Genomic DNA, 24,014 nt, shown 5'->3' with positions numbered 1-24,014 from the left:
CCGACGCGGGCCGGGGAGTACGTCCCCGGCCCGCGTCGGCGTTCACCGCGCCCGGCCCGTCTTCGTCAGCGGCACTGGCCGAAGCGGGGGCCGTGCACGGTGGTGGCCGTCACGTCGGGGGCAGGGGTGTTGCCCTCGCACCGCAAGGGGCCGGTGACGGTGGTGCCGCTGACCGTGGAGCCGCCCGTGTTGGACGCCAGGGTGACCGGACCGGTGACCGACGCGCCGTCGCACAGGACGACCGGGCCGGTGGTCCCGCGCACGGTGAGCGGGCCGATGACACGCACGGCGCACAGCGACAGGGCGAGCCCGCCGTCGGCGGAGAACGGTCCGGTGACGACGGCGTCCGACGCCGCCAGTGCGCCACCGGGGTCGATCCGCACGGGGCCGGTCTGCCGGGCCCCCGCCGCGAGACAGAGTGACTCGCCCGCACGCACCGTCAGCGGCCCCACGTGGCGGCCGGTGAGGCACGGACGGCTGAACCCGACGGTGACGGCGACCGGTTCAGGACCGCTGCTCGCGCTGTGCAGCGGGTCGCCCTCGTATCGGGCGCTGATCGCGTGGCCGCCGGGTCGCAGGGCTGCCGTGCGCAGCACTGCCCTCCCGTCGGCCAGGGGGACGGTTGCGAGGAGTGTGTCGCCGTCGAGGAAGACGACGTCACCGGCCGGGGTGGAGCCGGAAGGGGACGTGACAGCGGCGGTGACGGTCGTGGAGTGCCCGTACAGCGGGGTGGTGGTGTCCGCGGCGAGGGCGAGGACGGGGTCGTACCGCCAGGTGAGGGCGGCCCGGCCGTTGCCCCGGTTGACCCCGGGGGTCAGGCTCGCTCCGGTGGCGGTGGGGCCCGCGTGTCCGCTGCCGCCGCCTCCTCCGGCGCCCGGCAGGTTGTCGGGGTTGCCGCCCCCGGAACCGCCGCCGCCTCCGAACCAGCCGCCTCCCCCGCCTCCGCCGCCGTTGCCGCCGCGTCCACCGTTGCCGCCGGCGCCGCCGCTGCCCGGATTGGGGAGGCCGGTGTTGGGGTCGGTGTCACCGCCGGGGGCACCGGGGCCGCCCAGAAGGGAGTTGGGGCTTCCGGTGCCGTGAGCGGTCTGGGTCGCACCGCCGCCGGCGATTCCGGATCCCTCCGGTCCGGCTGCCTGGCCGCCGCGCTCGCCCGACGGACCGCCGCCGTCGCCGCCGTGCAGCTGGGGACCGCCGTTTCCGGCGCCGCCGCCCCCGCCGGCGACCAGGATCCGCTCGGCCGGGCCGAACGCTCCGGTCCGGAGGTCGGAGGCCCCGCCGCCGGAGCCCCCTCCTCCGTGCGCACCGCCGCCGCCCGAGCCGTGGCCGTACCCTCCGGGCCGGGCGTACTCCCCCCGTCGGGAGCTGCCGGGTATGCCGGCGGCGCCCACGGTGAGCCGGAGGAGCTGGCCGGGGGTCACGGCAAGGGTGGCCCGGGTGTGGCCGCCGAGGCCGCCGGAGGCACCGGTGGCGACCGGGTTGGGGGTGACGTAACCGGCGGCGCTGCCGCCTTCGGCGCCGTACAGGTCCACGGTCACGGAGCTGACGCCGGCCGGGACGGTGAACGTGTCGGTGCCGGGCGCGGTCCAGGCGCATCCGGCTCCGGAACCGGTGGCGGGAGCGCCTGCCGCGCCGCAGACGGGTGCGGCGGCGGGAGCCTCGGCGGCCGTCGCGGTGGGCGTCGTGGTGAGTGGGTGGAGGGTGCCGGCGGCGAGCACGGCTGCGCCGGCGAGGGCCAGCACGGCGGTCCGCGCGGGGCGGGATGTGTTCATGTGTCAGTTCTTCTGCCGAGTCGGGGGGAATGGGGCCGTACGGAATGCCGTACGCGACCGGAGGCGCCTGCGGGTTCGGTGGCGCGTACGGGTTCGGTGGCGCGTACGGGGTCAGATGCCGTCGTCGGCTCAGAGTGCCCATGTGTCGGTGTAGGTGTTCGGGGAGCTGCCGCCTCCGGTGTGGGCGTCGGCGGTCCAGTGCGCGGCCGTGGTCGTACCGTCGCCGACGGGGCTGCCGCCCGAGGTGCTGGGGTAGCTGCCGTTGAGGTGGTCGCCGACCGAGCCGGGGCCGGTGAAGGCGGTGGTCGTGAGGCTGCCGCCGCTGATCGCCGCGCCGCCGCTGACCAGCGGTGCCGTCGTTCTCGCCGCAGCCGGCGGTCGCGGTCTGTCCGCTGGTGGCGGCGGTGGGGCCGCTCACCGATGCGTGCCGGACGGTGACCGTGACCCCGCCGACGTCGATGCCGCCGCCGCTGCAGACGGCGTAGGCGTAGGTGGTGTTGTTGCTGTTGCCGCCCCCGCCGTTCCAGCCGACGGCGGACCAGGAATCGGGGTCGGTCTCGCCGTTGGCGGCGGCCTTCTGCCCGACGGCGTGCGCGGAGTCGTTGAACGTGGGGAACGACGCGATGGGCTTGAGGCTGCCGACGCTCGCGGGGGTGATGCGGGCGCCGCCGCCGAGCAGTCGGGTGTTCGCGGGGCAGGTGGCGGTGACGAGGCCGACCGTACCGCTGCCGGTGGGCCCGGCGAGCTTGTTCATCACCACCTGGGTGTGGTCGACGAGACCGCTGCTGAAGCACATGGCGTACGGGGTGCTGGAGAAGGAGGCGTTGACCGCTCCTCCGCTGCCACCGATGCCGAGCCAGTGGGTGACATCGGTACCGACGACGCCGGTGGAGCCGAGGTACTCGGTGGTGCCGTCGGGGCTGGGCACGGTGCCGTTGATCTTGTTGCCGTTGGAGGAGGTGCCGGTGCCGATCGTCTGGCTGACACCGCCGCCGGAGATCAGACCGCTGGAGCATCCTGCGTCGGTGGTGATCTCGGCGAACGTGGACGCGGGGCCGGCGGTGGCCCCCGGAGTGCGGACGGTGACACCGACGGAATTGGCGTACGCGGCGAACGGGACGGTCACGGCGAGGGCCGCTCCTGCCGCGAGGGCGCCGGCTCTGACCATGAGTCGTGGGCGGCAGAGGAATGCAGAAGGCATGGGATCCATCTCCTGGGATCTCCGCAGGGATGCAGCCCAGTGCGGTGGGCGACAGCTGCGTACCGTAGCAGTCATCGTTATCCGCACCTACGAGGTGTTTGAGGAGTGAGACCTGCCATATGCCAAGCCTTCGCGCAGGCTTCCCTGACATATGAGAGATACCGGAGTCACCGGGCACAGCGATGCCCCGCACGCGACGCGCTTGCGGGGCATCGGCCGGCCACGGAACCGGTCAGGCGCCGGCGAGGGAGATCTCGGTGGACTTGATCAGCGCGACGACCGAGGTACCGGCGTTCAGGCCGAGGTCCTCGACGGCGTCCTTGGTGATCGCGGCAGTCAGCTCGCCGCCTTCGACGGAGACCTTCACCGAACTCATGGCGCCGCCCGTCGACACCTCGGTGACGGTGCCCGTGATCTGGTTGCGGATGGAGATGCCGGAGACCCCGGCGGTCGCGAGCGCGACCTCGGTGGACTTCACCAGCGCCTTGACCGCCGCCCCCTCGGCCAGGCCCAGGTCCCTGACGGCGTCGGCGGTGATCGCGGCGGTGATGTCCTGGCCACCGGCCAGGCGCACCTTCACCGACGCCATGGCCTCACCGGTGGTGACGGCCGTGACGGTGCCGGGGAACTGGTTACGGATGGACAGGGTCATGGAAACACGCCTCACCAGCACGGAAACGGAACAGGAATCACGTGTGTGACCTGCTTCACTCGCGACGCTACCGGAAGGGAAAAGGCGTCCGGCGACGCGCGTCGCATTCACCAACCGAAAGGACGCAAGGTGCCTGCTCCTGCGGAACTACGGGCCGCTCACCCCGGGTGATCTTCCGGGTGCGCGCCCCCGCCCCGGTCGCCCGGGTCGGCGTACGAGGCGGGACTGCCGGACCTCGGGGTGGGTAGTCGCAGCAGGGGTGCCACCCGTCGGTACGGTCGTCGGTCCACGGCGCGGCAGGTGGCCCGCGCCGCACCACCGAGAGGAGATCGGACCATGTCCGAGAACCAGCCCGCCGCCCGCGGAGACGACGTCTACCAGCCGGATCCCACGGACGCGGACACGGCCGACCGTGCGAACGGTGAGCTCGACCCGGACAACACGCTCGGCACACCGGTCACGGAAGACATGGGCGAGCCCGGCTACTCCCCACCCGATCACCTCCGGGGCGTGACCCGGCACGGTACGACGCTGCGGGAGCAGCGCGAAGGGGAGTCCCTCGACGAACGTCTCTCCCAGGAGCGCCCGGATGTCGTCGTCGCCGGAGGCGACGGGATCGGCGACCTGGAGGACGGCGAGGGTGAGCCCGTGGACACGGAATCGGGCGCGTCCCTCGCCGGGCGCCTCATGGCGCCCTCCGGAGGCAGTACGACGACGGTGGTGGCCGAGGACGTCGGCCCGGACGACGGGGTGTCGTCGGCGGAGGAGGCCGCGGTCCACGAAGAGACCGGCATCGACGGCGCATGACCGGCCGTGTGCGCGGCACCCCGGGTTCCGCATCCGGGACGGGGGTAGGCGCGTGAGAAGAAGCGAGGAAAGGACCGACATGAGCGCCAAGGAGAAGGCCAAGGCCAAGGCCGAGCAGCTGGCCGGCAAGGCCGTGAAGAAGGGCGCCCAGGCAACGGGCGACAGGAAGACCGCCGCGAAGGGCTCCGCGCTGGAGTCACGCGGCAAGGCCCGGGAGGCCAAGGAGAAGGGCAAGGACGCCTTCAAGCGCTGATCCCCCGGGGCCGCGCTCTCCGCGGGCCCAGTCGTGCCGCCTATCGGTATAAATATATGCAAATAGGGCATGCCGAGCAGGGCTCGGGGGTACGGAGCACAGGGACACCCGCCACCCGGCGGGCGTGTCACGAGCGAGTCGGAAGGGTGAATGACATGGCCGGAGGCAAGAAGGCCAAGAACGTCGCTAAGACCGCCAAGGGCAAGGTCAAGGAGACCACGGGCAAGGCGGTCGGCAACGAGAGCCTGGAGATGAAGGGCCGGGCCGAGCAGATGGAAGGTGACGCGAAGCAGACGGCCCAGAAAGCCAAGGACACGCTGAAGCACTGAACGGACTCGGTGCCCATGGCAGAGGAGCGGCCTTCACGAGGCCGCTCCTCTGCCATGCGCATCAGCGTCGGCCCCGACGGCCGGACGTCTCGTACTCGGCCTCTTCACCCTCCTCGTCCGCGTCGTCGTCTGCCGCTTCCTCGTCCGCGTACCCCTCCTCGTCCTCGTCGTACTCCTCCTCCGGCTCGCCTTCCTCCTCCGGCTCGCCTTCCTCCTCGTCGTAGCCGTCGTCCTCGTCCTCGTACTCCTCCTCAGGCTCCTGGCCTTCCTCGTCGTCGCCTTCCTCCTCGTCGGGTTCGCCTTCCTCTCCTTCCGCTTCCTCCTCTTCCACGGCTTCTTCGTGCGTGCGGACCACTTCGCCGTCGCGGATCTCCCCGCGCCAGCCTTCGGGCTCGTCGTCGGTGAGGGTGACGAAGCGGCGGAAGTGCTTCACGTCGAGCCGAAGACGTCGGCCCTGGGCGCGCCAGAGGTTGCCCGTCTTCTCGAAGAGCCCCGAGGGGTAGTACTCGACGGTGATGAGGATCCGGGTGAGGGACGGGGTCACCTCGTGGAAGCTGACGCAGCCTCGCGTCGAGCCCTTGGCCCCCTCGGAGGTCCAGATGATGTGATCGTCGGGGACCTGCTCCTGGACGGTCGCCTTCCAACTGCGGGTCGACGGACCCACCTTGACCTTCCAGTCACTGGTGGTCTCGTCGGCCTGCGACACGTGCCGAACGCCCTTGGTGAACCCGCTGAAGTCCTCGTACTGGGTCCAGTGGTCGTACACCCGGCGGAGCGGAGCGCCCACATCGACCGTCTCGACGATGCTGGTCATCTTCTGGCTGCCGCTCTTGCGCTTGCCCTTGCCCCCGCCGAACAGGTTCGACGCGGCATCGGTGACTTTGTCCTTCACCTCGCCGACCTTCTGACCCAGCATGGCTTTGACCGGCGAGTCCCCCTTGAGCATGCGCCCCCCGATGTCCGTGAGCTTGCCGCCGTTCTCCGCCACATCGGTCAGCTGGTCGGTGACGTCGCCGAGTTTGTCCGTGGCCTTGTCGGCCAGTTGGCCGGCCTGGGCCGAGAGGAAGTCGCTCAGTTCGCCGAGCAGTCGGTCCATCCCAGAGCCGGACTCCTTCTCGTGGCTGCGGTCTTCCGATGCCATGACCTACCTCCGCGTCGACGGCTTGCGCGATGCCGTCTTCTTCGCTGCCGACTTGCGTGCCGGGCTCTTGCTCGCCGCGGTCTTCTTCGCCGCGGTCTTCTTGGCGGGCGACTTCTTGGCAGCCGTCTTCTTCGCCGTCGTCTTGCGCGCTGCCGTCTTCTTCGCCGGCCCGGATGTGGAGGCCTTCTTCGCGGGAGCGGTCTTCTTGGCAGAAGCGGTCTTCTTCGCCGGAGCCGTCTTCTTGGCGGAAGTGGCCTTCTTCGCGGGAGTGCTCTTCTTGGCGGGAGCGGCCTTCTTGGCGGGCGCCTTGCTCCCGGCCGACCGACTCCCCTGCGTGGCCTTCTTCGGTGCCGCCTTCTTCGCCGCCGTCTTCCTCGCGGGAGCAGCCGACTTGGCCGTACCGCCTCCCTGGGACGCCCTACCCGACCGGGACGACGAACGCGGAGATCGGCGTGACCGTGGCTTCTCGGGCTCAGGCTCCTCCTCGGGCTCCTCTTCCTCCTCTGGCTCTTCCTCCTCCGGCTCCTCTTCCTCCTCCTCGGGTTCTTCTTCCTCCTCGGGCTCCTCTTCCTCCTCGGGCTCTTGCTCCTCCTCGGGCTCCTCCTCCCACTCCCCCTCGTCCTCCTCCTCTTCTTCTTCCTCCTCGGGCCCTTCCTCACGGCCCGCCAACTCGTCGTCCTCGTCCTCGTACTCCTCCTCTTCCTCCCCCTCTCCCTCCCCCTCTTCCTCGTCGTCGTAGCGCCCTTCGCCGTCGTCACCGCTACTGATCGCCAACGTGCGCTCGTGGAGCGAGTCGGCGATGTCGGCGAGCTTGCGGTTGGCCGCTGCACTGAGCGCCTGGCGGCCGGCGTCCAAGGCCTCACCCCGCAGCTGTTCGCCCAGATCCGCGAACTGCGGCATGTCCTTGAGCTTGGTCAGCCCCTGTGTCATGAGCTGCTTCGGATCGAGTCCGAAGCGACGCCCCGCCAGATAGGTCGCCACCGTGAAGGCGAGGCGAGCCTTCTTCGTTCGTCCCAGTACATAGCCCCCGGCCACCGCAGTCGCCAGGGCGATCTTGGTCGTGTCCTCCATGACCTGTCCCTTTCACCGGGCGCCTGCGGCCTCACTGTCCCCACGCACGGGACTCCCCGACCCGGGCCGCGCATCCGCACCGTCGCCCGCAAAGGCCGCCCGCTCGGGCGGTAGGGAGCCTGCGCTCCCGGACATGACATTTACCCCTATACCATGAAAGTCTAGCCTTTACTGGCGATACGTTCTCTGGAAGTGACCTATGGCTGCTGCAGATCCGGCTCGCTCACGACGCGCCTCCTCACGCGGCGCCGACGACGAACGGCAGGAGCGGCCTGCGGCACGGCGGCGATCCGCGCCGAAGCGGGCGAAATCCGTCGATGCGGCCAGCGCGATGAGTTCGGCTGCCGGCCAACTCGCGAAGCTGCTCGGCAGACCGCCGGAATCCGTCTCCTCGCTCAGGCCCACCGACTCGGGGTGGGAAGCGCAGGTGGAGGTGCTGGAACTCGAACGCATCCCCGACACGACCAGCGTGTTGGCCAGTTACAAGGTCGCGCTGGACGAGGAAGGCGCGTTGATCTCCTTCGAGCGAACGCGTCGCTACACACGCGGAATGATCGATCGGCCGATCTGAGACCGGTTGGCCGTGAAGGGAGGCGCCATGACCATGGTGCCGCAGAGCGGCGGTGCCGTCGCCAGGGGCGGCGGGGGCTCCACAGGCAGTCTCTACGACGTCCTCGAGCTCATTCTGGACCGCGGTCTGGTGATCGACGTGTTCGTACGCGTCTCACTGGTCGGGATCGAGATCATCAAGATCGACGCCCGGATCGTCGTGGCCAGCGTGGACACATATCTGCGCTTCGCCGAAGCATGCAACCGACTCGATCTCGAAGCGGGCCGCAAGGCTCCGGCCCAGCTCCCCGAGGTGGTCGGAAACATGGTGGAGGGCGGGGCCCACGGCAAGTCCAAGGGCGCGCTCAGCGGGGCGGTCGACGCGGTGACCGATTCCCTGACGGGCAAGTCCCGTGACGACGAGGAGCCCGATGAGCAGGAGGAGGAAGCGGAGGAGGAGCCCGCGCCCCGCCGGAAGCGACCGGCCCGACGGCCGACGCGTCGGGAGAAGGAGTGACCGATGGCCCTCTACGTATACGCGATCACCGCCCAGAGCCACCCGCTCGACCTGAAGGGAGTGACCGGCGTCGGGGCCGAGCCCTTCCCCGTGCGCGCCCTCGCCTCCGGACCGCTGTCCGCCGTGGTCAGCGACATCTCCGAGGAGATCCGGCCCAAGCGCCGCGACCTGCTGGCGCACCAGGAGGTGCAGGAGCGGCTCATGCGGGACGGCGCCGTGCTGCCCCTGCAGTTCGGATACACCGCCGCCGACGACGCGACGGTGCAGGCGGTGCTCCGCAAGGACGCGGACATCTACCTCGCGACGCTCGAACGGCTCGACGGATGTGCCGAGTACCACCTGAGGGCCTCCCAGGAGGAGGAAGAGCTCCTGAGGGACATCCTGCTGGACACGCCCGAAGCCCGAGAGCTCAACGAGCGGATCCGGTCCGGTGACCAGGACCCCCAGCTGCCGGTGGCACTGGGCCAGCTGGTCGCGGCGCAGGTGCAGCAGCGGCAGGAGGCCCTGGCGGCCGGACTGGTCGAAGCGCTCCTCCCGTTCGCCCGTGAGCACAACGTCCGCCCGGCGTCCGGGAACGACTTCCTCAACCTCTCGCTGCTGGTCCCCGACGACCGCAGGGAGGACTTCCTGACGGCTCAGGCGAACCTCGCCCGCGAGATGGACGGTGGTGTCGAGTGCCGGCTCACCGGCCCTCTGCCGCCGTACAGCTTCGTCCAGTGACGGCTCCGCGATGCCGCAGGTGACGCGAGACCCAAGCTGAAAGGAGAGCAACGGATGGGACTGCTGAGCCAGCTGCTCACCCTCCCGCTCGCCCCGGTGCGTGGCGTCGTCTGGGTCGCCGAGCGCGTGACGGAGAAGGCGGAGGAGGAGTACTACGACCCCGCTCCCATCTGGCGGGAGCTCGCCGAGCTCGAGGGCCGCCTTGTGCGGGGTGAAATCGATCAGGAGGCCTTCGACGAGCGGGAGGACGAGCTGATCGACCGGCTGACGGAGATCACCGCCTATCGGCAGCGGATGCCATGACGGGGAATCGAGGACGGTGTCGTGTCTGAACCCCTGCCCGACCGGTTCGGGTCCGTTCCCTCCCGCGCGGCTCCCGTGCCGTACGGGCCGCCGAGTTCGTCCGCGAATCTCGCGGACATCCTCGAACGCGTCCTCGACAAGGGGATCGTGATCGCCGGGGACATCCGCATCAACCTGCTGGACATCGAACTGCTGACGATCAAACTGCGGATCCTGGTCGCTTCGGTGGACAAGGCGAAGGAGATGGGCATCGACTGGTGGGAGCACGACCCGTCGCTCTCCTCGAAGCACACGGGCGGTCCGTTGGCCGAGGAGAACCGGCGCCTCCGCGCGGAGTTGGAGGCGCTGCGACGCGAGCCGCTCGACGCCGGTCGCGCGCCGCCCGAGTCCGCCGAATTCTGGGCCGAGGACACGGGGACGGACGCGGAGACCGAGGCTCTTGAGGAGGCGGACGCGGAGGAGGACGCGGGCGCGGAGTCCGCACAGAAGCCGGGGCCCCGCCGCCGGGCGCCGCGAAAGCGTGAGCCATGAACGACCACGCCGGCCTCACGTACGTCTACGCCGTGGCTCCGGACACGCGGGCGCTGCGCGACTCCCTCGCCGGTGTCCGCGGCATCTCCGGCGCCCCCGTGTTCCTGCTCGGCGAGAACGAGGAGAGCCCCTACGCCGCCGCGGATCCGGGCAGTCCCGACGCCGTCGCGTTCGTCGCCGGCCGGGTCTCACGGCAGGAGTTCGACGAACCGACCCTGAAGCGGCGTTTCGAGGACCTGGAATGGCTGGAAGGCGTCGCCCGCGCCCATCACGAGGTCGTCCAGACGGTCGCCGGCCACGACACCGTCCTTCCGCTGCGCATGGCGACCGTGTACCAGAACGACGACCGCGCCCGCCAGGCCCTCGCCGCCCAGCGGAGCGCCTTCGTCGAGCGGCTCTCCCTGCTGCGCGGCCGGAGCGAGCTGGGCGTCAAGTTGTACGTCAGTCCCGCCCCGCCCTCGACGGGCGGCGAGGCGCCCGCCGACTCCGCCGACGCCGCGCCGCTCAGCCCCGGGAAGGCGTATCTCAAGAGCCGCCGGGCCCAGCACAGCGAGCGGGAGACCCGCTACCAGCGGGCCGAGCGCGTCGCCGAGCGGGTCGAGGACGTGGCCGCCCGCTTCACCCGGCACCGGGTGCGCCACCCCGCCCAGCGAGGTGAGCTGGCGGGCGGCCCCGAGGAGAACGTCCTCAACGACGCCTACCTCGTCCCCGCCGACCAGACCGACGCGTTCCGGGCGGCGCTCACCGGGGCCGTCGAGGACACCGAGGGCGTGCGCATCGAGGTGACCGGGCCGTGGGCCCCGTACTCCTTCGCGATGCCACCACCGCCGCCGTCGGCGCCCGCCCCGCAGCCTTCCGGTGAGGCCGGGCGAGCGCCATGACCGTCTCCCGGCCCGCCGAGTCCCTGCCCGGCCGCCAGGTCGCCCTCGTCGACCTGCTCGACAGGCTGCTCAGCGGGGGCGTGGTGCTCTCCGGCGACATCGTCCTGTCGATCGCCGACATCGACCTCGTCCGCATCTCGCTGCGGGCGCTGATCGTGTCCGTCGACTCCGAGTCGGACCCGTTCACGACGACGGGGCGGGGGCAGGTGTGACGGACGAGAGCGAGGCGCGGAACGACCGGGAGACCTCCCGGTCCTCGCGCCCAGCCGCACGACCGAACGCGCCCCCGTCACGCCACCCGGACGCTCCGGTCCCACCCCGGCCGAAGACTCCGACGCCACCCCGCCCGGACGCTCCGGCGCCGCCCCGGCCGGGCAGTCCCTCGCCACCCCGGCCGAACGCTCCGGCGCCCCTGCGCAACGTCGGCGCCACCCTGAGCGACGCCTTCCGCCTCGTGCAGGCGCCGCCCGCGCGAGCCGGCGAACCTCCGCGCCCCGCCCGCCGGATCCGTGCCGACCGCGAGTCGGTGGAGGAGGACCTTCTGAAACTGGTCCTCACTCTGGTCGAGCTCCTGCGCCAGCTCATCGAGCGGCAGGCGCTGCGCCGTGTCGACGCCGGCGACCTCAGCGACGACCAGGAGGAGGAGCTGGGCGCCACGCTGATGGCTCTCCACGACGCCCTGGCCGACCTCTGCGCGGAGCACGGCTACACGCTCGAGGACCTCAACCTCGACCTCGGCCCGCTCGGCCCCCTGCTGCCGCGGGGGGACTGAGGCCGCGAACACGTGGCCGTCGTCGGGCATGGTCCGGCCCAGGACGGGGAATCGCCCGATATGACCGAAAAGCAAGGGGAAAGCAACCCGGACCCGGACCCCCGTACGACGCCAGGACTCGAACCGGGCGGCGGCGTGCCGCCGGGCGAGACGCCACCCGCCGAGTCGGGCACCGGCACGGCAGCCGGGCCCCATCGGCAGCCCAAGCCCGGCTGGGCCCGTGGCCCGCTCGCGCTGATCGTGGCGCTGGCCGTGCTCGTCGCCCTGTTCTTCCTCGTCTACGCCATCGTGCTCGCGCTCTGACCCGGCGGGACCGGAAGGCCCCGCCGGGCGCACCAGGGCGGCCGCCCGGCTTTCCGCGAGCGGCGCCCGGTTGTCAGTGCGCGATCTTCAGGGCGCGGTCGGTCTTCCGTGCGCGGTATTCAGTGTGCCGCGCCTTCAATGCGCGGTTTTCAGTGCGAGGCACCAGGCGAGTCGTCGCGGTGTCGTCGGCCGGGCAGCATCTCCTGGACCTTGGCCTTAAGCCCCTGCCTGATCATGCCGGCGCGATCGCTGTCGCCCTTGAGGACCGCCGTGGCCGCCGCCTCCATCTGCTCCAGGCTCGCGTGCGGAGGGATCGGCGGAACCGCCGGATCCGTACGGAAGTCGATGACGAAGGGCCGGTCGGCCCCCAGGGCCTCCTGCCAGGCCGATTCCACCTCCTCCGGCTTCTCCACTCGGAGCCCGCCCAGGCCGACCGAGCGGGCGAAGTCCGCGTACGGCACGTCGGGGAGCTCCTGTGAGGGCAGGAACTGGGGCGCTCCGGTGAGCGCACGCATCTCCCAGGTCACCTGGTTGAGGTCCTGGTTGTTCAGCACCGCCACGATCAGCCTCTGGTCCTGCCACAGGGGCCGGTACTTGGCCGCCGTGACGAGTTCCGCCATCCCGTTCATCTGCATCGCGCCGTCCCCCACGATCGCGATGGCGGGCCGGTCGGGATGGGCGAACTTGGCCCCGATCGCGTAGGGCACCGCGGAGCCCATGGTGGCGAGGGTTCCGGACAGCGAGCCGCGCATCGATTCACGTATCCGCAGGTGGCGGGCGTACCAGTTGGCCGAGGAGCCGGAGTCGGCAGCCAGGATCGCGTTGTCCGGCAGCAGGGCGTCGAGGGTGTGGACCACGTACTCGGGGTTGATGGGTTCGGCGTCCACGGCGGCCCTGCGCTCCATGACGTCCCACCAGCGCGCGGTGTCCTTCTCGATCTTCTTGCGCCATGCCCCGTGCTTCCTCCGCTTCAGCCGGGGCAGGAGGGCCTGGAGGGTCGTCCTCGCGTCTCCGACCAGGTTCACCTCGAACGGGTAGCGCAGCCCGATCATGAAGGGGTCGATGTCGATCTGCACGGCACGGGCCTGGTCGAGTTCGGGCAGGAACTGCGTGTACGGGAAGCTGGATCCCACCACGAGAAGCGTGTCGCAGTCCCGCATCATCTCGTAGGAGGGCCGGGTGCCGAGGAGCCCGATCGAACCGGTCACGAAGGGCAGGTCGTCCGGGAGCGCGTCCTTGCCGAGCAGCGCCTTGGCGACGCCCGCCCCCAGTACGTTCGCGACCTCCTCGATCTCGGCCCGCGCGCCCCGGGCGCCCTGCCCGATGAGGATGGCGGGCTTCTCGCCCGCCTCCAGCACCTCGGCCGCGCGCGCGATCTCCTGCTCGGCCGGAATCGGGGCGTACGCCGCCGCGCCGAGGCTGGAGGGGACCATCTTGAAGGCGTGCGTCGGCGGAGAGTAGTCGAGTTCCTGGACGTCGGCGGGGACGATGACCGCGGTGACGGTCCGCATCGCGTACGCCGTGCGGATGGCCCGGTCGATGACGTTCGGCAGCTGCTCCGGGACGGTCACCATCTCGCAGAACTGCGACGCGACGTCCTTGTACAGACTCAGCAGGTCGACCTCCTGCTGGTAGGAGCCTCCCATGGCGCTGCGGTTGGTCTGGCCCACGATGGCCACCACCGGAACATGGTCGAGTTTGGCGTCGTAGAGCCCGTTGAGGAGGTGGATCGCTCCCGGGCCCGAGGTCGCCGCGCAGACCCCGACCTTGCCCGAGAACTTGGCGTACCCGACGGCTTCGAGTGCGGACATCTCCTCGTGCCGCGACTGGACGAACCGGGGCTTGTCGTCGGCGCGGCCCCAGGCGGCGAGCAGGCCGTTGATGCCGTCGCCGGGGTAGGCGAAGACGTGGTCGACGTCCCACTCGCGCAGCCTCTGGAGGATGAAGTCGGACACCTTGATCGACACGGAAGGTTCCTTTCGGTTCTGTCCGGATGGCTCAGGTCTGCGGCCCGGTCCCGGAGAGCGCCGGAGAGCGACGGAGGGCGGCGCGCGGGGCCCGGGCCGACGGGGCTCGCGTCACGCGGCGAGGGCCGGCAGGACGGCCTTGCGGTAGTTGTCGAAGAAGTCCTGCCGGGCGGGGCCGATCTGTCCGACGTAGACCTCGTCGAAGCCCGCGTCCACGTAGGCGCGGATCGCTCCGACGTGGTCGTCCGGGTCGTTCCCGCACGGGACGCTCTCCGCGACCTGGTCGCGGGTGACGAGCTGGGCTGCCTGCTCGAAGTGCGTGGGGGTCGGCAGGATCTGGCCGAGTTCACCGGGGAGCAGCTCGCTGGGCCAGAGCCGGTGGACGGTGTCGACGGCCCGTTCGCGGTCGCTGTCCCAGCACACCTTGAGACCGCCGACGACCGGCTTGCCCGCCCCGCCGGACCGGCGGAAGACGTCGATCAGCTCCCGCTCGGGTCCCATGAGGACGAAGCCGTCCCCGATGCGTCCGGCCAGCTCGGCGGCGTTCGGTCCGAACGCGGAGACGTAGACGGGGGGCGGGACGCGGGGGACGGTGTAGAGGCGGGCGTTGTCGACGGTGTAGTGGCGGCCCTGGTGGCTGACGACGTCGCCGGTGAACAGCCGGCGCATGACCTCGACGGCCTCCTCCAGCATGTCCGCCCGTTCCGCGTGGCGGGGCCAGCGGTCGCCCAGCACGTGTTCGTTGAGCGCTTCGCCGGTGCCCACCCCGAGTGTGAAGTTCCCGTCGAGCAGCACGCTGGAGGTGGCCGCGGCCTGTGCGGTGACGGCGGGGTGCAGACGGACGGTGGGACAGGTGACGAGGGTGGTGACCGGCAGCTCGACGGTCTGTGACAGGGCTCCGATCACCGACCACACGAAGGGACTGTTGCCCTGGGCGTCGTTCCACGGGTGGAAGTGGTCGGAGATCGCGAGCCGCGTGAAGCCCGCGTCCGCCGCCCTTTTCGCCTGGTCCAGCAATTCGTCGGGGGTGAATTCCTCGCAGGCGAGGAAGTAGCCGAACTGCGTCACGGTCCGCTCCTCTCTCGGTGTACAGGCCCGGCCATGCCGCCCTCGTCCGGACGGTCCGCGCCGACGTGCCCGTGCTGGCGCGCCTGCCCGCTGAGGAACGCGGAAAACGGTCGCCCCCGGCTGACCGCTCCTTCCCGGCAGCCGGCGCGCGGCGAGGGCGTGCGGCACGGTCCGGAATACGGGCAAGGGTGTGCGGTCACCGTCCGTCCGCCTAAGGTGGGCCCTGCAGCTGGTTCGCCCCGTCCGCCAGGCGGGATGCGTCGTAAGAGGGAACCCGGTGGGAATCCGGGACTGCCCCGCAGCGGTGAGCGGGAACGACCGCCGTCATACGCACTGGACCCGGTACGGGTCTGGGAAGCGACGGCCAGTAGGTGTCCGCCGGTTCGATCCGGTGGGCGTGCCCGCGAGTCCGAAGACCTGCCCGTTGCCCGCACGCGGACGATTCCGCGCGCGGTGATCCCGGCGACCTCGTGGGCGGGTCGGCGTACATATCGAGCGGCGCGTGCGGCATGTCCGTGACGTGGTCCGCCCGGTCGTCCGTTCCTTCGCGTCCACGTCCCGTCTCCGGGGCGTTCAGGACACATCTCGCGAAGGAGAGTTCCGTGACACCGAAGCCCACAGCCGCGGCCGCACGAGCGACCGTGCACGGCTACCCCCGCCAGGGGCAGAACCGCGAACTGAAGAAGGCCGTCGAGGGCTACTGGAAGGGCCGCGTCACCGCCGACGCCCTCCGGGAGACCGCGGCCGGCCTTCGCCGTTCGAACTGGCGGCAGCTCGCCGACGCCGGCATCCACGAGGTGCCGTCCGGTGACTTCTCGTACTACGACCACGTCCTGGACACCAGTGTAATGGTCGGCGCCGTCCCCGAGCGGCACCGTGCGGCGGTGGCGGCCGACGCGCTGGACGGCTACTTCGCGATGGCCAGGGGCACCCAGGACGTCGCGCCGCTGGAGATGACCAAGTGGTTCGACACGAACTACCACTACCTGGTGCCGGAGTTGGGTCCTGACACCGTCTTCACGGCCGACTCGGCCAAGCAGGTCGCCGAGTTGAAGGAGGCCCTGGCGCTGGGTCACGCCGCCCGCCCGGTCCTCGTCGGCCCCGTCACCTACCTGCTGCTCGCCAAGCCCGCTCCCGGCGTGGCCGCCGACTTCGAGCCGCTGACGCTCCTCGACCGGCTGCTGCCGGTGTACGCCCAGGTGCTCGCCGGGCTCCGGGAGGCCGGTGCCGAGTGGGTGCAGCTCGACGAGCCCGCCCTGGTCCAGGACCGCACCCCGGCCGAGCTGAACGCCGCGGCGCGGGCCTACCGCGACCTGGGTGGCGCCACGGACCGGCCGAAGCTGCTGGTCGCCTCCTACTTCGGCCGGCTCGGTGACGCGCTGGGCGTCCTGGCCAAGGCTCCGGTCGAAGGACTGGCCCTCGACTTCACCGAGTCGGGCGTCGCCAACCTCGAAGACCTCGCCGCCGTCGGCGGTCTGCCCGGCAAGCGCCTGGTGGCGGGCGTCGTCAACGGCCGCAACATCTGGATCAACGACTACAAGAAGTCACTGGCCACCCTCGGCACGCTCCTGGGCCTCGCCGACCGGGTGGACGTGGCCGCCTCCTGCTCCCTGCTACACGTGCCGCTCGACGCGACGGCCGAGCGCGACATCGATCCGCAGATCGCCCGCTGGCTCGCCTTCGCCCGGCAGAAGACGGCGGAGATCGCCGTACTGGCGCGCGGGCTCGCCCGGGGCACGGGCGCCATCGCGGCCGAACTCGCCGCGAACCGGGCCGACCTGGCCTCCCGCGCCGGCTCCGCCCTGACCAGCGATCCCGCCGTGCGCGCCCGCACCGCCGCCATCACCGACGCGGACGGCCGTCGCTCCCAGCCGTACGCGGAGCGGTCCGCTGCCCAGCGCGCGCACCTGGGCCTTCCGCTGCTGCCGACGACGACCATCGGTTCGTTCCCGCAGACCGGCGAACTGCGGACCGCGCGGGCCGATCTGCGGGCCGGCCGGATCGACGCCGCCGGGTACGAGGAGCGGATCAAGGACGAGATCCGCGAGGTCCTCTCCTTCCAGGAGAAGGCCGGGATCGACGTCCTGGTCCACGGCGAGCCCGAGCGCAACGACATGGTGCAGTACTTCGCCGAGCAGCTGACCGGCTACCTCGCCACCCAGCACGGCTGGGTGCAGTCCTACGGCACCCGCTACGTCCGGCCCCCGGTGCTGGCCGGGGACATCTCCCGCCCCCAGGCGATGACGGTGCGCTGGACGACGTACGCCCAGTCGCAGACCTCCAAGCCGGTCAAGGGCATGCTGACCGGTCCGGTCACCATGCTGGCCTGGTCCTTCGTACGGGACGACCAGCCGCTGGGCGAGACCGCACGGCAGGTGGCGCTCGCCCTGCGCGACGAGGTGAACGACCTGGAGGCGGCGGGCACGTCGGTGATCCAGGTCGACGAGCCGGCGCTTCGCGAGGCCCTGCCGCTGCGCGCCGCCGACCACGCCGCCTACCTGGCCTGGGCGACCGAGTCGTTCCGGCTCACCACGAGCGGCGTGCGGCCGGACACCCAGATCCACACGCACATGTGCTACGCGGAGTTCGGCGACATCGTCCAGGCCATCGACGACCTCGACGCCGACGTCATCAGCCTGGAGGCCGCCCGCTCCCACATGCAGGTCGCCGGTGAACTGGCGGCGCACGGATATCCCCGCGAGGCCGGGCCCGGCGTCTGGGACATCCACTCCCCGCGCGTCCCCAGCACCGAGGAGGCGGCTTCCCTGCTGCGCAAGGGACTTGAGGCGATCCCCGCCGAGCGTCTCTGGGTCAACCCCGACTGCGGTCTGAAGACCCGTGGCTGGCCCGAGACCCGCGCGTCGCTGGAGAACCTCGTCGCGGCCGCCCGCGAGGTCCGCGCCGGGCTGGGGTCCGAGACGTCCTGATCCCGTGGGGAGCCGGGGGGCATCCTGATCCCGTAGGGCCGGGTCCGGTTGCCCGGACGGGGGCCCTGGCCGGTCTCTTCGCCTGTGAGGGGCGAAGGGACGGGCCGGGGCGGGGGCGGGGGGTCAGCGGTGGGTGAAGTCCGGGGCCCGCTTGTCCACGAAGGCGGACATGCCCTCCTTCTGGTCCGCCGTGGCGAACACGGCGTGGAACAGGCGGCGTTCGAAGCGCACGCCCTCCGCCAGGGTGGTTTCGAAAGCGCGGTTCACGGCCTCCTTGGCCATCATCGCGACCGGCTTCGACATCCCGGCGACGCTCTCCGCGACCGCGAGGGCCTCGGACAGCAGGTCGTCGGCCGGGACGACACGGGAGACCAGGCCGGCCCGTTCGGCCTCGACGGCGTCCATGGTCCGTCCGGTCAGACAGAGTTCCATGGCCTTCGCCTTGCCGACGGCCCGGGTGAGCCGCTGGGATCCGCCGATGCCCGGGATGACACCCAGCTTGATCTCGGGCTGTCCGAAGACGGCGGTGTCGGCGGCCAGCAGGATGTCGCAGAGCATCGCGAGTTCGCAGCCGCCGCCCAGGGCGTAGCCGGAGACGGCGGCGACCGTGGGGGTGCGCAGGTCGCCGAGCCGGTCCCAGGCGGTGAACCAGTCGGTGAGGTACATGTCCATGTACCCCTGCGGCTGCATCTCCTTGATGTCCGCGCCGGCCGCGAAGGCCTTCGGGGAGCCGGTGAGGACGATGCAGCCGATGTCCGGGGCGCGGTCGAGGGCCTCGGCGGCGCTCACGACCTCGTTCATGACCTGGAGGTTGAGGGCGTTGAGCGCCTTCGGCCGGTTGAGGGTGAGGAGGGCGGTGCGGCCCTTGCGTTCGACGAGGATCGTCTCGTAGTCGGTCTCGGTCATCAGGTCGTTCCCTTCGGTGCTCCGGCGGCCGTGCCGCGCAGGACGTGGACGATGCCGGAGAAGCTTGCGCGGCTCCGGCCCCTTCGGCGAAGGCGGCGAACATCTCCGCCGCGCGCAGTCCGAGCCCTGCGTCGATGCCGCCCGCGCGCAGGGCGTCGGCGGCGAGGCCCAGGTCCTCGGCCATGAGCGGGGCCGCGAAACCGGGGCGGTACTCCCGGTTGGCCGGGCTCGCCGGTACGGGTCCGGGGACGGGGCAGTTGGTGGTGAGCGCCCAGCACTGGCCGGAGGCGGTGGAGGCCACGTCGTACAGCGCCTGGTGGGACAGGCCGAGGCTCTCGCCGAGGACGAACGCCTCGCTGACGGCGATCATCGAGATGCCGAGGATCATGTTGTTGCAGATCTTGGCGGCCTGTCCGGCGCCGGCGCCTCCGCAGTGCACGGCCTTCCTGCCCATGGCCCCACCCCCGGCGCGGGCGCGTGAAAAGAATCGGGCCAGCGCCGAGCGGCCGGCCACAGCAAGGAACTGGCCTGCTCCGGATTCCGGGCGGTCCGCCGTGATCATGGCCGGGTAAGGTCGGCCGGCATGACGGACGACTGGCGGGCGGACCGCATCGGGAGCGCGCTCCGAGGAGAGAACCCTTCGGTGCTCAGGAGACTCGACGCCGGATTCGCGGTCATCGGGGACGTCCAGTTCCTCCCCGGATACTCCGTGCTCCTGACGGACGATCCCGCGGTGCAGCGACTCTCCGAGCTGCCGAGGGGCAGACGTCTGAGCTTCCTGTCCGACATGGACCGCCTGGGCGAGGCCGTCGAGCGAGCCTGCCGACGTCTGGACCCCGCCTTCCGCCGCGTCAACCTGGAGATTCTCGGAAACACCGACGGTTTTCTGCACGCGCACGTCTGGCCCCGGTTCGAGTGGGAGCCCGCCGGCCTCGTGGGCCTGCCGGTGTGGCTGTACCCACGGGAGATGTGGAGTGAGGAGCAGTACGCGCTCGGCCCGCGCCATGACGTGGTGCGGGCGGCGGTCGGTGGTGAGCTGGACCGGCTCATGGAATGAGGGCGATGCCCCGCGCGCGCCCCCAGGCGGGATTTGGCCGATCATGGCCTGCTTTGGGATCGAATTTGAGCCAAACCCGACCAGAGGGATCGTTTCCTTCTGCACAATCCTGCTCTGATCGTGGCCGAAGACAACCGCACGGGGTTGCCGCTCGGACGCCGTGGGAAGGTCTGGTGCGCCATATGGCGGAAACTGCTCGATGTCCGTCGCGAGGGGAATAGCGGACCGTCATACTCCGGCACCGAGCCGGCCACCCCGGCCATTCTCGAATGTGCAGCGCGTTCACGTCCTCGCTTGTGCGCCGACAGGGAGGTAGGGATCCCATGACCGTGCAGGACATCGAACTTCCCATACTGCGGATGCCGTTCCCGGTGCGGCTGAATCCGTACCTGCCGGCCCTGCGCGAGGAGGCCGAGACGTGGGCGCGCGCGATGGGCATGCTGGCCGTCGACGGAGGACCGGCGGCCCGGCCGATCTGGACCCGGTCGCAGTTCCACGCCATGGCCGTCGACCAGCTGACCGCGTGGACCCTCCCCGACGCCTCGCTCGCCGGCCTCCGGCTCAACCACCGGTTCAACCTCTGGGCTCTCGCCTGGGACGACTACTTCGCCTCCGCCTTCAAACGCACGGGCGACCTCGCGGGCGCGCAGGCCTTCACCGCCCGCCTCCATGCCTTCCTGCCGCTGGAGCCCGGCGCCCGGCTGCCGGAGCCGGCCAACCCCGTCGAGAGGGGAATGGCCGACCTCCAGCAGCACCTCTTCCCGCCGAGGCTCGCGCACTGGCGGCAGGGGCTCAACCGTGCGCTCGCGCGGTACATCGACGCGGGCGTCCAGGAACTGGTCAACAGCCGCACCGGCCGCGTCCCGGACCTCATCGAGTACGCCCAGTTCCGCCGCGAGAGCTTCGCCGCGTACACCGCCCCGTACTCCGTCGAACTCTCCACCGGCGCACGGATCCCCGAGCAGATCCGCCACAGCAGGACCGTCTGCGCCCTGCTCGACGCCTTCATGGACTACATGGGACTGGCGAACGACATCGCCTCCTACCAGCGGGAAGTCCACGACGAGTACGACGTCAACAACCTCGTCGTCGTCCTCGAGACCTCCCTGGACATCACCGTCCAGGAGGCGATGCACGCCGCCGCGGATCTGGTGACCGCCCGCCTGCGCCACTTCGAGCACCTGATCCAGAGCGAACTCCCCCCGCTCGTCCAGCGGGCCGGGCTGGACCAGGACCGACGGATCGAGCTGGAGGCGTGGCTCCGCGGAGCCCGGGGTTTCCTGTCCGGCCTCCACGCCTGGTACACCGGGGCGCCCCGCTACGCGCCCGTGAGCGGTTCCGTGCCGGTGCAGCGGACGGCCTCCGGGTCCGCCCGCTAGGCCCTGTCGTGAGGCTCCGGGCCGCGGAGCCGGGACGGCCCTAGAAGCCGCGGAGCCGGGACCGCCCGAGGGGCCGCCGGCCATGGTGTCCGGCGGCCCCTCGGCCGTACGCGCGGCCCCGACAGGCCCTCCCAGCACTATCGGATGCGCAGGAACCGCCTCAGCCTCGCCCGCCACGAGACGCGCGGCGGGGACTCGGGCAGTCGCGGTGCCGTGGGCATCCCTGTGGTGGGCGGGGGCGGTACCGGCAGGGGCGCCGGCAGATCACGGCCCTCCGGCGCGCGGGGGGCGAACTTCACCGGCAGCGCCGTCAGATGCCGGGCCCACGTGGAGGAACGCCAGGTGAGTTCGGACTCGGGGACGGCCAGGCTGATGTCGGGCAGCCGGGTGAGCAGGATGTCGATGCCGGTGTCGGCGATGACACGTCCGATGTCCTGGCCGGGGCACTCGTGGGCGCCCGCGCTGAAGGACAGGTGCGCGCGGTTGTGGTGCACGCGGGTCGAGGGGTCCTGGCGGACCGACTGGTCGACGTTGCCCGCGGCCAGGCCGAGGAGCAGCATGTCTCCCGCCTTGATCTCCTGCCCTCCGAGCGTGGTGTCGCCGGTGGCCCAGCGGCCCGGGCACACCATCAACGGAGGCTCGTCCCAGAGCACCTGCTCCACCGCTTCGGGCAGGGTCATCTGTCCGCCGGCCAACGAGCCGCGGAACCGCGGGTCGGTGACCGACATCCGCAGCACGTTGGCCATGAGGTTGGCGGTGGTCTCGTAGCCCGCGAGCAGGATGAGGCGCAGGTGGTGCTGCACCTCCTCGTCGGTGAGACCGGCCGGGTGGGCCATCAGGACGGACGCGATGTCCGGCCCGGGCAGGACGCGCTTGGCGGCGACGAGCTCCTTGAGGGTCTCCAGCACATACGCGTTGCTGGCGAGCGACGTCTCGGTGGCCTTGAAGAGGTCCCGGGCGGCCTGGACGAGCTTGGGAGCGTCCTCGTCCGGCATGCCGAGCAGGTGTGTCAGGACGAGCATGGGCAGGGGCTCGGCGAACTCACCGACCAGCTCCGTCCTGCCGCTCTCGCTGAACTCGTCGATCAACTGGTGTGCGAAGCGGGTGATGTGACGGCGGATCCCGCGCTGGTCGAACTGGTCGAGACCGGCCGTGACGGCGCCACGCAGACGCTGGTGCTCCTCGCCGTCCGCGCACACGCAGTCGGGACGCCACCCGATCATCGGCACGAGGGGCGAGGTCTCGGGGTCGATCTCGCCGCTCCTCCAGCCGTGCCAGGTGCGGGGGTCACGGGAGAACTGGGTGGAGCGGGTGGCCACGTCACGGTTCTCGAGGTACCCCAGGACGAGCCAGGCGCGTACGTCCCCTTCGAGCAGGACGGGAGCCACCGGACCGTGTTCGGCGCGCAGCTTCTCGTACAGGCCCATGGGGTCGGTCTCGGCAGCGGCGCCATGGAGCCGGGTGACTCCCCCGGCGCCCGTGGCGGTGTGGGCCGGGCAGCCCGGGGGCGGGACCAGCCCGGGCTCTGTGGTGGTGCGGTCGGCGGGCGGGACAGTCATGCGGACTCCTGGGCGACGGCGAGGGTGCGCAGATAGCCCATCAGCGAGAGCAGGGCGTCGCGGCAGGACGACCGGTCGCGCGCGTCACAGGTGACGATGGGCACGGATTCGTTGAGGTCCAGAGCACTCCGCAGAGCCGCTATCGGGTGCTGCGGGGCCTCGGGGAAGGAGTTGACGGCCACGACGAAGGGGACGCGGCGGTCCTCCAGGCGGGTGATGATCTCGAAGCAGACCTCGATCCTGCGCGTGTCGACGAGGACCACGGCGCCCAGCGCGCCTTCGAAGATGCCGTTCCACAGGAACCAGAAGCGCTCCTGCCCCGGCGTCCCGAAGAGATAGAGGATCAGCTCCTCGTTGATGCTGATGCGGCCGAAGTCCATGGCGACGGTGGTGGTGTTCTTGCCCGCGGCACCGGGGTTGTGGTCGATCCCGACACCGGCCTGCGTCATGGTCTCTTCGGTGGTCAGGGGCGAGATCTCGCTCACCGCACCGACCATCGTCGTCTTGCCGACCCCGAAGCCGCCGACAATCACGACCTTGACTCCCCTGGCGCCGTGCGGCAGCAGCACGTCGGTGCCGAGGGGGCCGGCGGCGGGTGCGTCAGAGATTACGTAGTCCATGGATCACCGCCTCCAGAAGGCCGAGTTCGGGGACCGCAGCGACAGGAACCGGGGCGATGGCCTCGACCCGCCCGTCCTCGACGAGCTGGGAGAGCAGCGCCGTGAGGACGCTGAACGGCAGAGTGAGATACGCGGATATCTCGGCCACCGACAGCGGGTACTCGCACATGGCGAGGATCGCCGCCTGCTCGGGCTGCATCGCGGGTTCGGGTGCGGACCTCGATGTGATGAGAGTGACCAGGTCGAAGGCCTTGGCCGAGGAACCGGGGCCACCTGAGATGACATACAGCGGAACAGGATTGCCTTCGTCCCATGCGGGCTGGTGCTCTGACGTCACATCGCCTGCCCGACGTCATCACGAGGGGGGCTGGTCATGTGCTGGCCGATCCTGAGCACGAGCGTCCGCATCCGATCGCCCAGCAGCCCCGCGTCCACCTCCTCGTCGGCCAGCACCGCCAGGTAGGCTCCCGGTCCGGCCGCCATCAGGGAGAAGTAACCGCCGTCGACCTCGATCCCGACCATGCGCGTCGACCCGTCTCCGTGCGGGAACTTCTGCGCGATGGCCTTCGCCAGGCTCTGCATGCCCGAGCAGGCGGCGGCGATCGCGTCAGCGGTGTCGGTCTCCGTGTTCGCTTGACCGATGCACAGACCGTCCGACGACAGCACGACCACGTGTCGCACGTAAGGGACGCTGGCCGCGAGCTCCTTGAGCATCCAGTCCATGTTGGGCAG

The 24,014-nt window shown here is 71.0% G+C and carries 27 protein-coding genes, 1 pseudogene and 1 riboswitch; of the genes and pseudogenes, 16 read left to right on the top strand and 12 right to left on the bottom strand.

Annotated features, from left to right (window positions below):
• Nucleotides 1-65 precede the first annotated feature (65 nt).
• Nucleotides 66-1,769 (bottom strand): Ig-like domain-containing protein, encoded by a 1,704-nt coding sequence (locus M5362_RS28605; RefSeq protein WP_260230694.1) that lies wholly within the window; start codon nt 1,767-1,769, stop codon nt 66-68.
• 491 nt (nt 1,770-2,260) lie between these two features.
• Between M5362_RS28605 and M5362_RS28600 the strand changes: the two genes are divergently transcribed.
• Nucleotides 2,261-3,079, top strand: coding sequence for a hypothetical protein (locus tag M5362_RS28600; RefSeq protein ID WP_260230693.1), 819 nt, complete (start codon nt 2,261-2,263; stop codon nt 3,077-3,079).
• Between the two features lie 123 nt (nt 3,080-3,202).
• Here M5362_RS28600 and M5362_RS28595 read toward each other — a convergent pair whose 3' ends face one another.
• Complete coding sequence (locus tag M5362_RS28595) at nt 3,203-3,622, bottom strand: molybdopterin-binding protein (RefSeq protein WP_260230692.1); 420 nt, start codon at nt 3,620-3,622, stop codon at nt 3,203-3,205.
• Nucleotides 3,623-3,958: 336 nt separating this feature from the next.
• Between M5362_RS28595 and M5362_RS28590 the strand changes: the two genes are divergently transcribed.
• The 3 genes from M5362_RS28590 to M5362_RS28580 all read left to right on the top strand — a co-directional run bounded on the left by M5362_RS28590 (nt 3,959) and on the right by M5362_RS28580 (nt 5,011).
• Nucleotides 3,959-4,429 (top strand): DUF5709 domain-containing protein, encoded by a 471-nt coding sequence (locus M5362_RS28590; protein ID WP_260230691.1) that lies wholly within the window; start codon nt 3,959-3,961, stop codon nt 4,427-4,429.
• 79 nt (nt 4,430-4,508) lie between these two features.
• Nucleotides 4,509-4,682: a hypothetical protein gene (locus M5362_RS28585; protein ID WP_260230690.1), complete on the top strand. Its 174-nt coding sequence runs from the start codon at nt 4,509-4,511 to the stop codon at nt 4,680-4,682.
• A gap of 155 nt (nt 4,683-4,837) precedes the next feature.
• Nucleotides 4,838-5,011, top strand: a complete 174-nt coding sequence (locus tag M5362_RS28580) for a CsbD family protein (RefSeq protein ID WP_260230689.1) — start codon at nt 4,838-4,840, stop codon at nt 5,009-5,011.
• 61 nt (nt 5,012-5,072) lie between these two features.
• Here M5362_RS28580 and M5362_RS28575 read toward each other — a convergent pair whose 3' ends face one another.
• Nucleotides 5,073-6,152: an SRPBCC family protein gene (locus M5362_RS28575; protein ID WP_260230688.1), complete on the bottom strand. Its 1,080-nt coding sequence runs from the start codon at nt 6,150-6,152 to the stop codon at nt 5,073-5,075.
• A 3-nt stretch (nt 6,153-6,155) separates the two neighbouring features.
• The gene (locus M5362_RS28570; RefSeq protein WP_260230687.1) at nt 6,156-7,223 is read right to left on the bottom strand and encodes a histone protein; all 1,068 of its coding nucleotides are present in this window, start codon (nt 7,221-7,223) and stop codon (nt 6,156-6,158) included.
• A 199-nt stretch (nt 7,224-7,422) separates the two neighbouring features.
• On the opposite strand from M5362_RS28570, the gene M5362_RS28565 reads away from it, so the two are divergent.
• The 9 genes from M5362_RS28565 to M5362_RS28525 all read left to right on the top strand — a co-directional run bounded on the left by M5362_RS28565 (nt 7,423) and on the right by M5362_RS28525 (nt 11,799).
• Nucleotides 7,423-7,794 (top strand): gas vesicle protein, encoded by a 372-nt coding sequence (locus M5362_RS28565; RefSeq protein ID WP_260230686.1) that lies wholly within the window; start codon nt 7,423-7,425, stop codon nt 7,792-7,794.
• 27 nt (nt 7,795-7,821) lie between these two features.
• On the top strand, nt 7,822-8,289 hold the full coding sequence (locus M5362_RS28560; RefSeq protein ID WP_260230685.1) for a gas vesicle structural protein GvpA: 468 nt from the start codon (nt 7,822-7,824) through the stop codon (nt 8,287-8,289).
• A 3-nt stretch (nt 8,290-8,292) separates the two neighbouring features.
• Complete coding sequence (locus tag M5362_RS28555) at nt 8,293-9,009, top strand: GvpL/GvpF family gas vesicle protein (protein ID WP_260230684.1); 717 nt, start codon at nt 8,293-8,295, stop codon at nt 9,007-9,009.
• A 54-nt stretch (nt 9,010-9,063) separates the two neighbouring features.
• Entirely contained in the window at nt 9,064-9,312 is a 249-nt protein-coding gene (locus tag M5362_RS28550) for a gas vesicle protein GvpG (protein WP_260230683.1), read from the top strand.
• A 21-nt stretch (nt 9,313-9,333) separates the two neighbouring features.
• Nucleotides 9,334-9,843 (top strand): gas vesicle protein, encoded by a 510-nt coding sequence (locus M5362_RS28545; RefSeq protein WP_374214539.1) that lies wholly within the window; start codon nt 9,334-9,336, stop codon nt 9,841-9,843.
• Entirely contained in the window at nt 9,840-10,724 is an 885-nt protein-coding gene (locus tag M5362_RS28540) for a GvpL/GvpF family gas vesicle protein (protein WP_260230682.1), read from the top strand. The genes M5362_RS28545 and M5362_RS28540 overlap by 4 nt, the downstream gene beginning before the upstream one ends.
• Nucleotides 10,721-10,936, top strand: coding sequence for a gas vesicle protein (locus tag M5362_RS28535; protein WP_260230681.1), 216 nt, complete (start codon nt 10,721-10,723; stop codon nt 10,934-10,936). The genes M5362_RS28540 and M5362_RS28535 overlap by 4 nt, the downstream gene beginning before the upstream one ends.
• 200 nt (nt 10,937-11,136) lie before the next feature.
• Nucleotides 11,137-11,496: a gas vesicle protein K gene (locus tag M5362_RS28530; protein WP_260230770.1), complete on the top strand. Its 360-nt coding sequence runs from the start codon at nt 11,137-11,139 to the stop codon at nt 11,494-11,496.
• A gap of 60 nt (nt 11,497-11,556) precedes the next feature.
• Nucleotides 11,557-11,799, top strand: coding sequence for a DUF6480 family protein (locus M5362_RS28525; protein WP_260230680.1), 243 nt, complete (start codon nt 11,557-11,559; stop codon nt 11,797-11,799).
• A 149-nt stretch (nt 11,800-11,948) separates the two neighbouring features.
• Here M5362_RS28525 and M5362_RS28520 read toward each other — a convergent pair whose 3' ends face one another.
• Together M5362_RS28520 and M5362_RS28515 are read right to left on the bottom strand one after the other, a co-directional pair.
• The gene (locus tag M5362_RS28520) at nt 11,949-13,760 is read right to left on the bottom strand and encodes a thiamine pyrophosphate-requiring protein (protein WP_374214543.1); all 1,812 of its coding nucleotides are present in this window, start codon (nt 13,758-13,760) and stop codon (nt 11,949-11,951) included.
• A 117-nt stretch (nt 13,761-13,877) separates the two neighbouring features.
• Entirely contained in the window at nt 13,878-14,834 is a 957-nt protein-coding gene (locus M5362_RS28515; protein ID WP_260230678.1) for a TIGR03557 family F420-dependent LLM class oxidoreductase, read from the bottom strand.
• Nucleotides 14,835-15,097: 263 nt separating this feature from the next.
• Nucleotides 15,098-15,253: riboswitch (cobalamin riboswitch) on the top strand.
• Nucleotides 15,254-15,436: 183 nt separating this feature from the next.
• On the opposite strand from M5362_RS28515, the gene metE reads away from it, so the two are divergent.
• A complete protein-coding gene (gene metE / locus M5362_RS28510) occupies nt 15,437-17,761 on the top strand; it encodes a 5-methyltetrahydropteroyltriglutamate--homocysteine S-methyltransferase (protein WP_260230677.1) in 2,325 nt (774 codons plus the stop codon).
• 123 nt (nt 17,762-17,884) lie between these two features.
• On the opposite strand, the gene M5362_RS28505 is transcribed toward metE, so the two are convergent.
• Together M5362_RS28505 and M5362_RS28500 are read right to left on the bottom strand one after the other, a co-directional pair.
• Nucleotides 17,885-18,667: an enoyl-CoA hydratase gene (locus tag M5362_RS28505; RefSeq protein WP_260230676.1), complete on the bottom strand. Its 783-nt coding sequence runs from the start codon at nt 18,665-18,667 to the stop codon at nt 17,885-17,887.
• Nucleotides 18,667-19,253, bottom strand: a pseudogene (locus M5362_RS28500) (NAD-binding protein); the annotation flags it as partial. The pseudogene M5362_RS28500 and the gene M5362_RS28505, both read right to left, overlap by 1 nt.
• Here M5362_RS28500 and M5362_RS28495 point away from each other — a divergent pair.
• Both M5362_RS28495 and M5362_RS28490 read left to right on the top strand, forming a co-directional pair.
• On the top strand, nt 19,251-19,724 hold the full coding sequence (locus tag M5362_RS28495; RefSeq protein ID WP_260230675.1) for a diadenosine tetraphosphate hydrolase: 474 nt from the start codon (nt 19,251-19,253) through the stop codon (nt 19,722-19,724). The pseudogene M5362_RS28500 and the gene M5362_RS28495 sit on opposite strands and share 3 nt — an antisense overlap.
• Before the next feature lie 323 nt (nt 19,725-20,047).
• The gene (locus M5362_RS28490) at nt 20,048-21,103 is read left to right on the top strand and encodes a hypothetical protein (RefSeq protein ID WP_260230674.1); all 1,056 of its coding nucleotides are present in this window, start codon (nt 20,048-20,050) and stop codon (nt 21,101-21,103) included.
• 137 nt (nt 21,104-21,240) lie between these two features.
• Here the strand turns inward: M5362_RS28490 and M5362_RS28485 are convergent, their stop codons facing one another.
• From M5362_RS28485 to M5362_RS28470, 4 genes are read right to left on the bottom strand one after another with little or no spacing between them, the layout of a single operon-like run.
• The gene (locus M5362_RS28485; protein WP_260230673.1) at nt 21,241-22,662 is read right to left on the bottom strand and encodes a cytochrome P450; all 1,422 of its coding nucleotides are present in this window, start codon (nt 22,660-22,662) and stop codon (nt 21,241-21,243) included.
• A complete protein-coding gene (locus M5362_RS28480; protein WP_260230672.1) occupies nt 22,659-23,282 on the bottom strand; it encodes an ATP/GTP-binding protein in 624 nt (207 codons plus the stop codon). The genes M5362_RS28485 and M5362_RS28480 overlap by 4 nt, the downstream gene beginning before the upstream one ends.
• A complete protein-coding gene (locus M5362_RS28475; protein WP_260230671.1) occupies nt 23,263-23,619 on the bottom strand; it encodes a DUF742 domain-containing protein in 357 nt (118 codons plus the stop codon). Before M5362_RS28475 ends, M5362_RS28480 begins: the two co-directional genes overlap by 20 nt.
• Nucleotides 23,616-24,005: a roadblock/LC7 domain-containing protein gene (locus tag M5362_RS28470; protein ID WP_260230769.1), complete on the bottom strand. Its 390-nt coding sequence runs from the start codon at nt 24,003-24,005 to the stop codon at nt 23,616-23,618. Before M5362_RS28470 ends, M5362_RS28475 begins: the two co-directional genes overlap by 4 nt.
• Nucleotides 24,006-24,014 lie beyond the last annotated feature (9 nt).

Origin of the sequence: Streptomyces sp. Je 1-79, from assembly GCF_025195125.1 — a bacterium.
GTDB lineage: Bacteria > Actinomycetota > Actinomycetes > Streptomycetales > Streptomycetaceae > Streptomyces.
The sequence above is the reverse complement of the archived record's forward strand: the minus strand, read 5'-3'. Positions and strand labels throughout refer to the sequence as shown.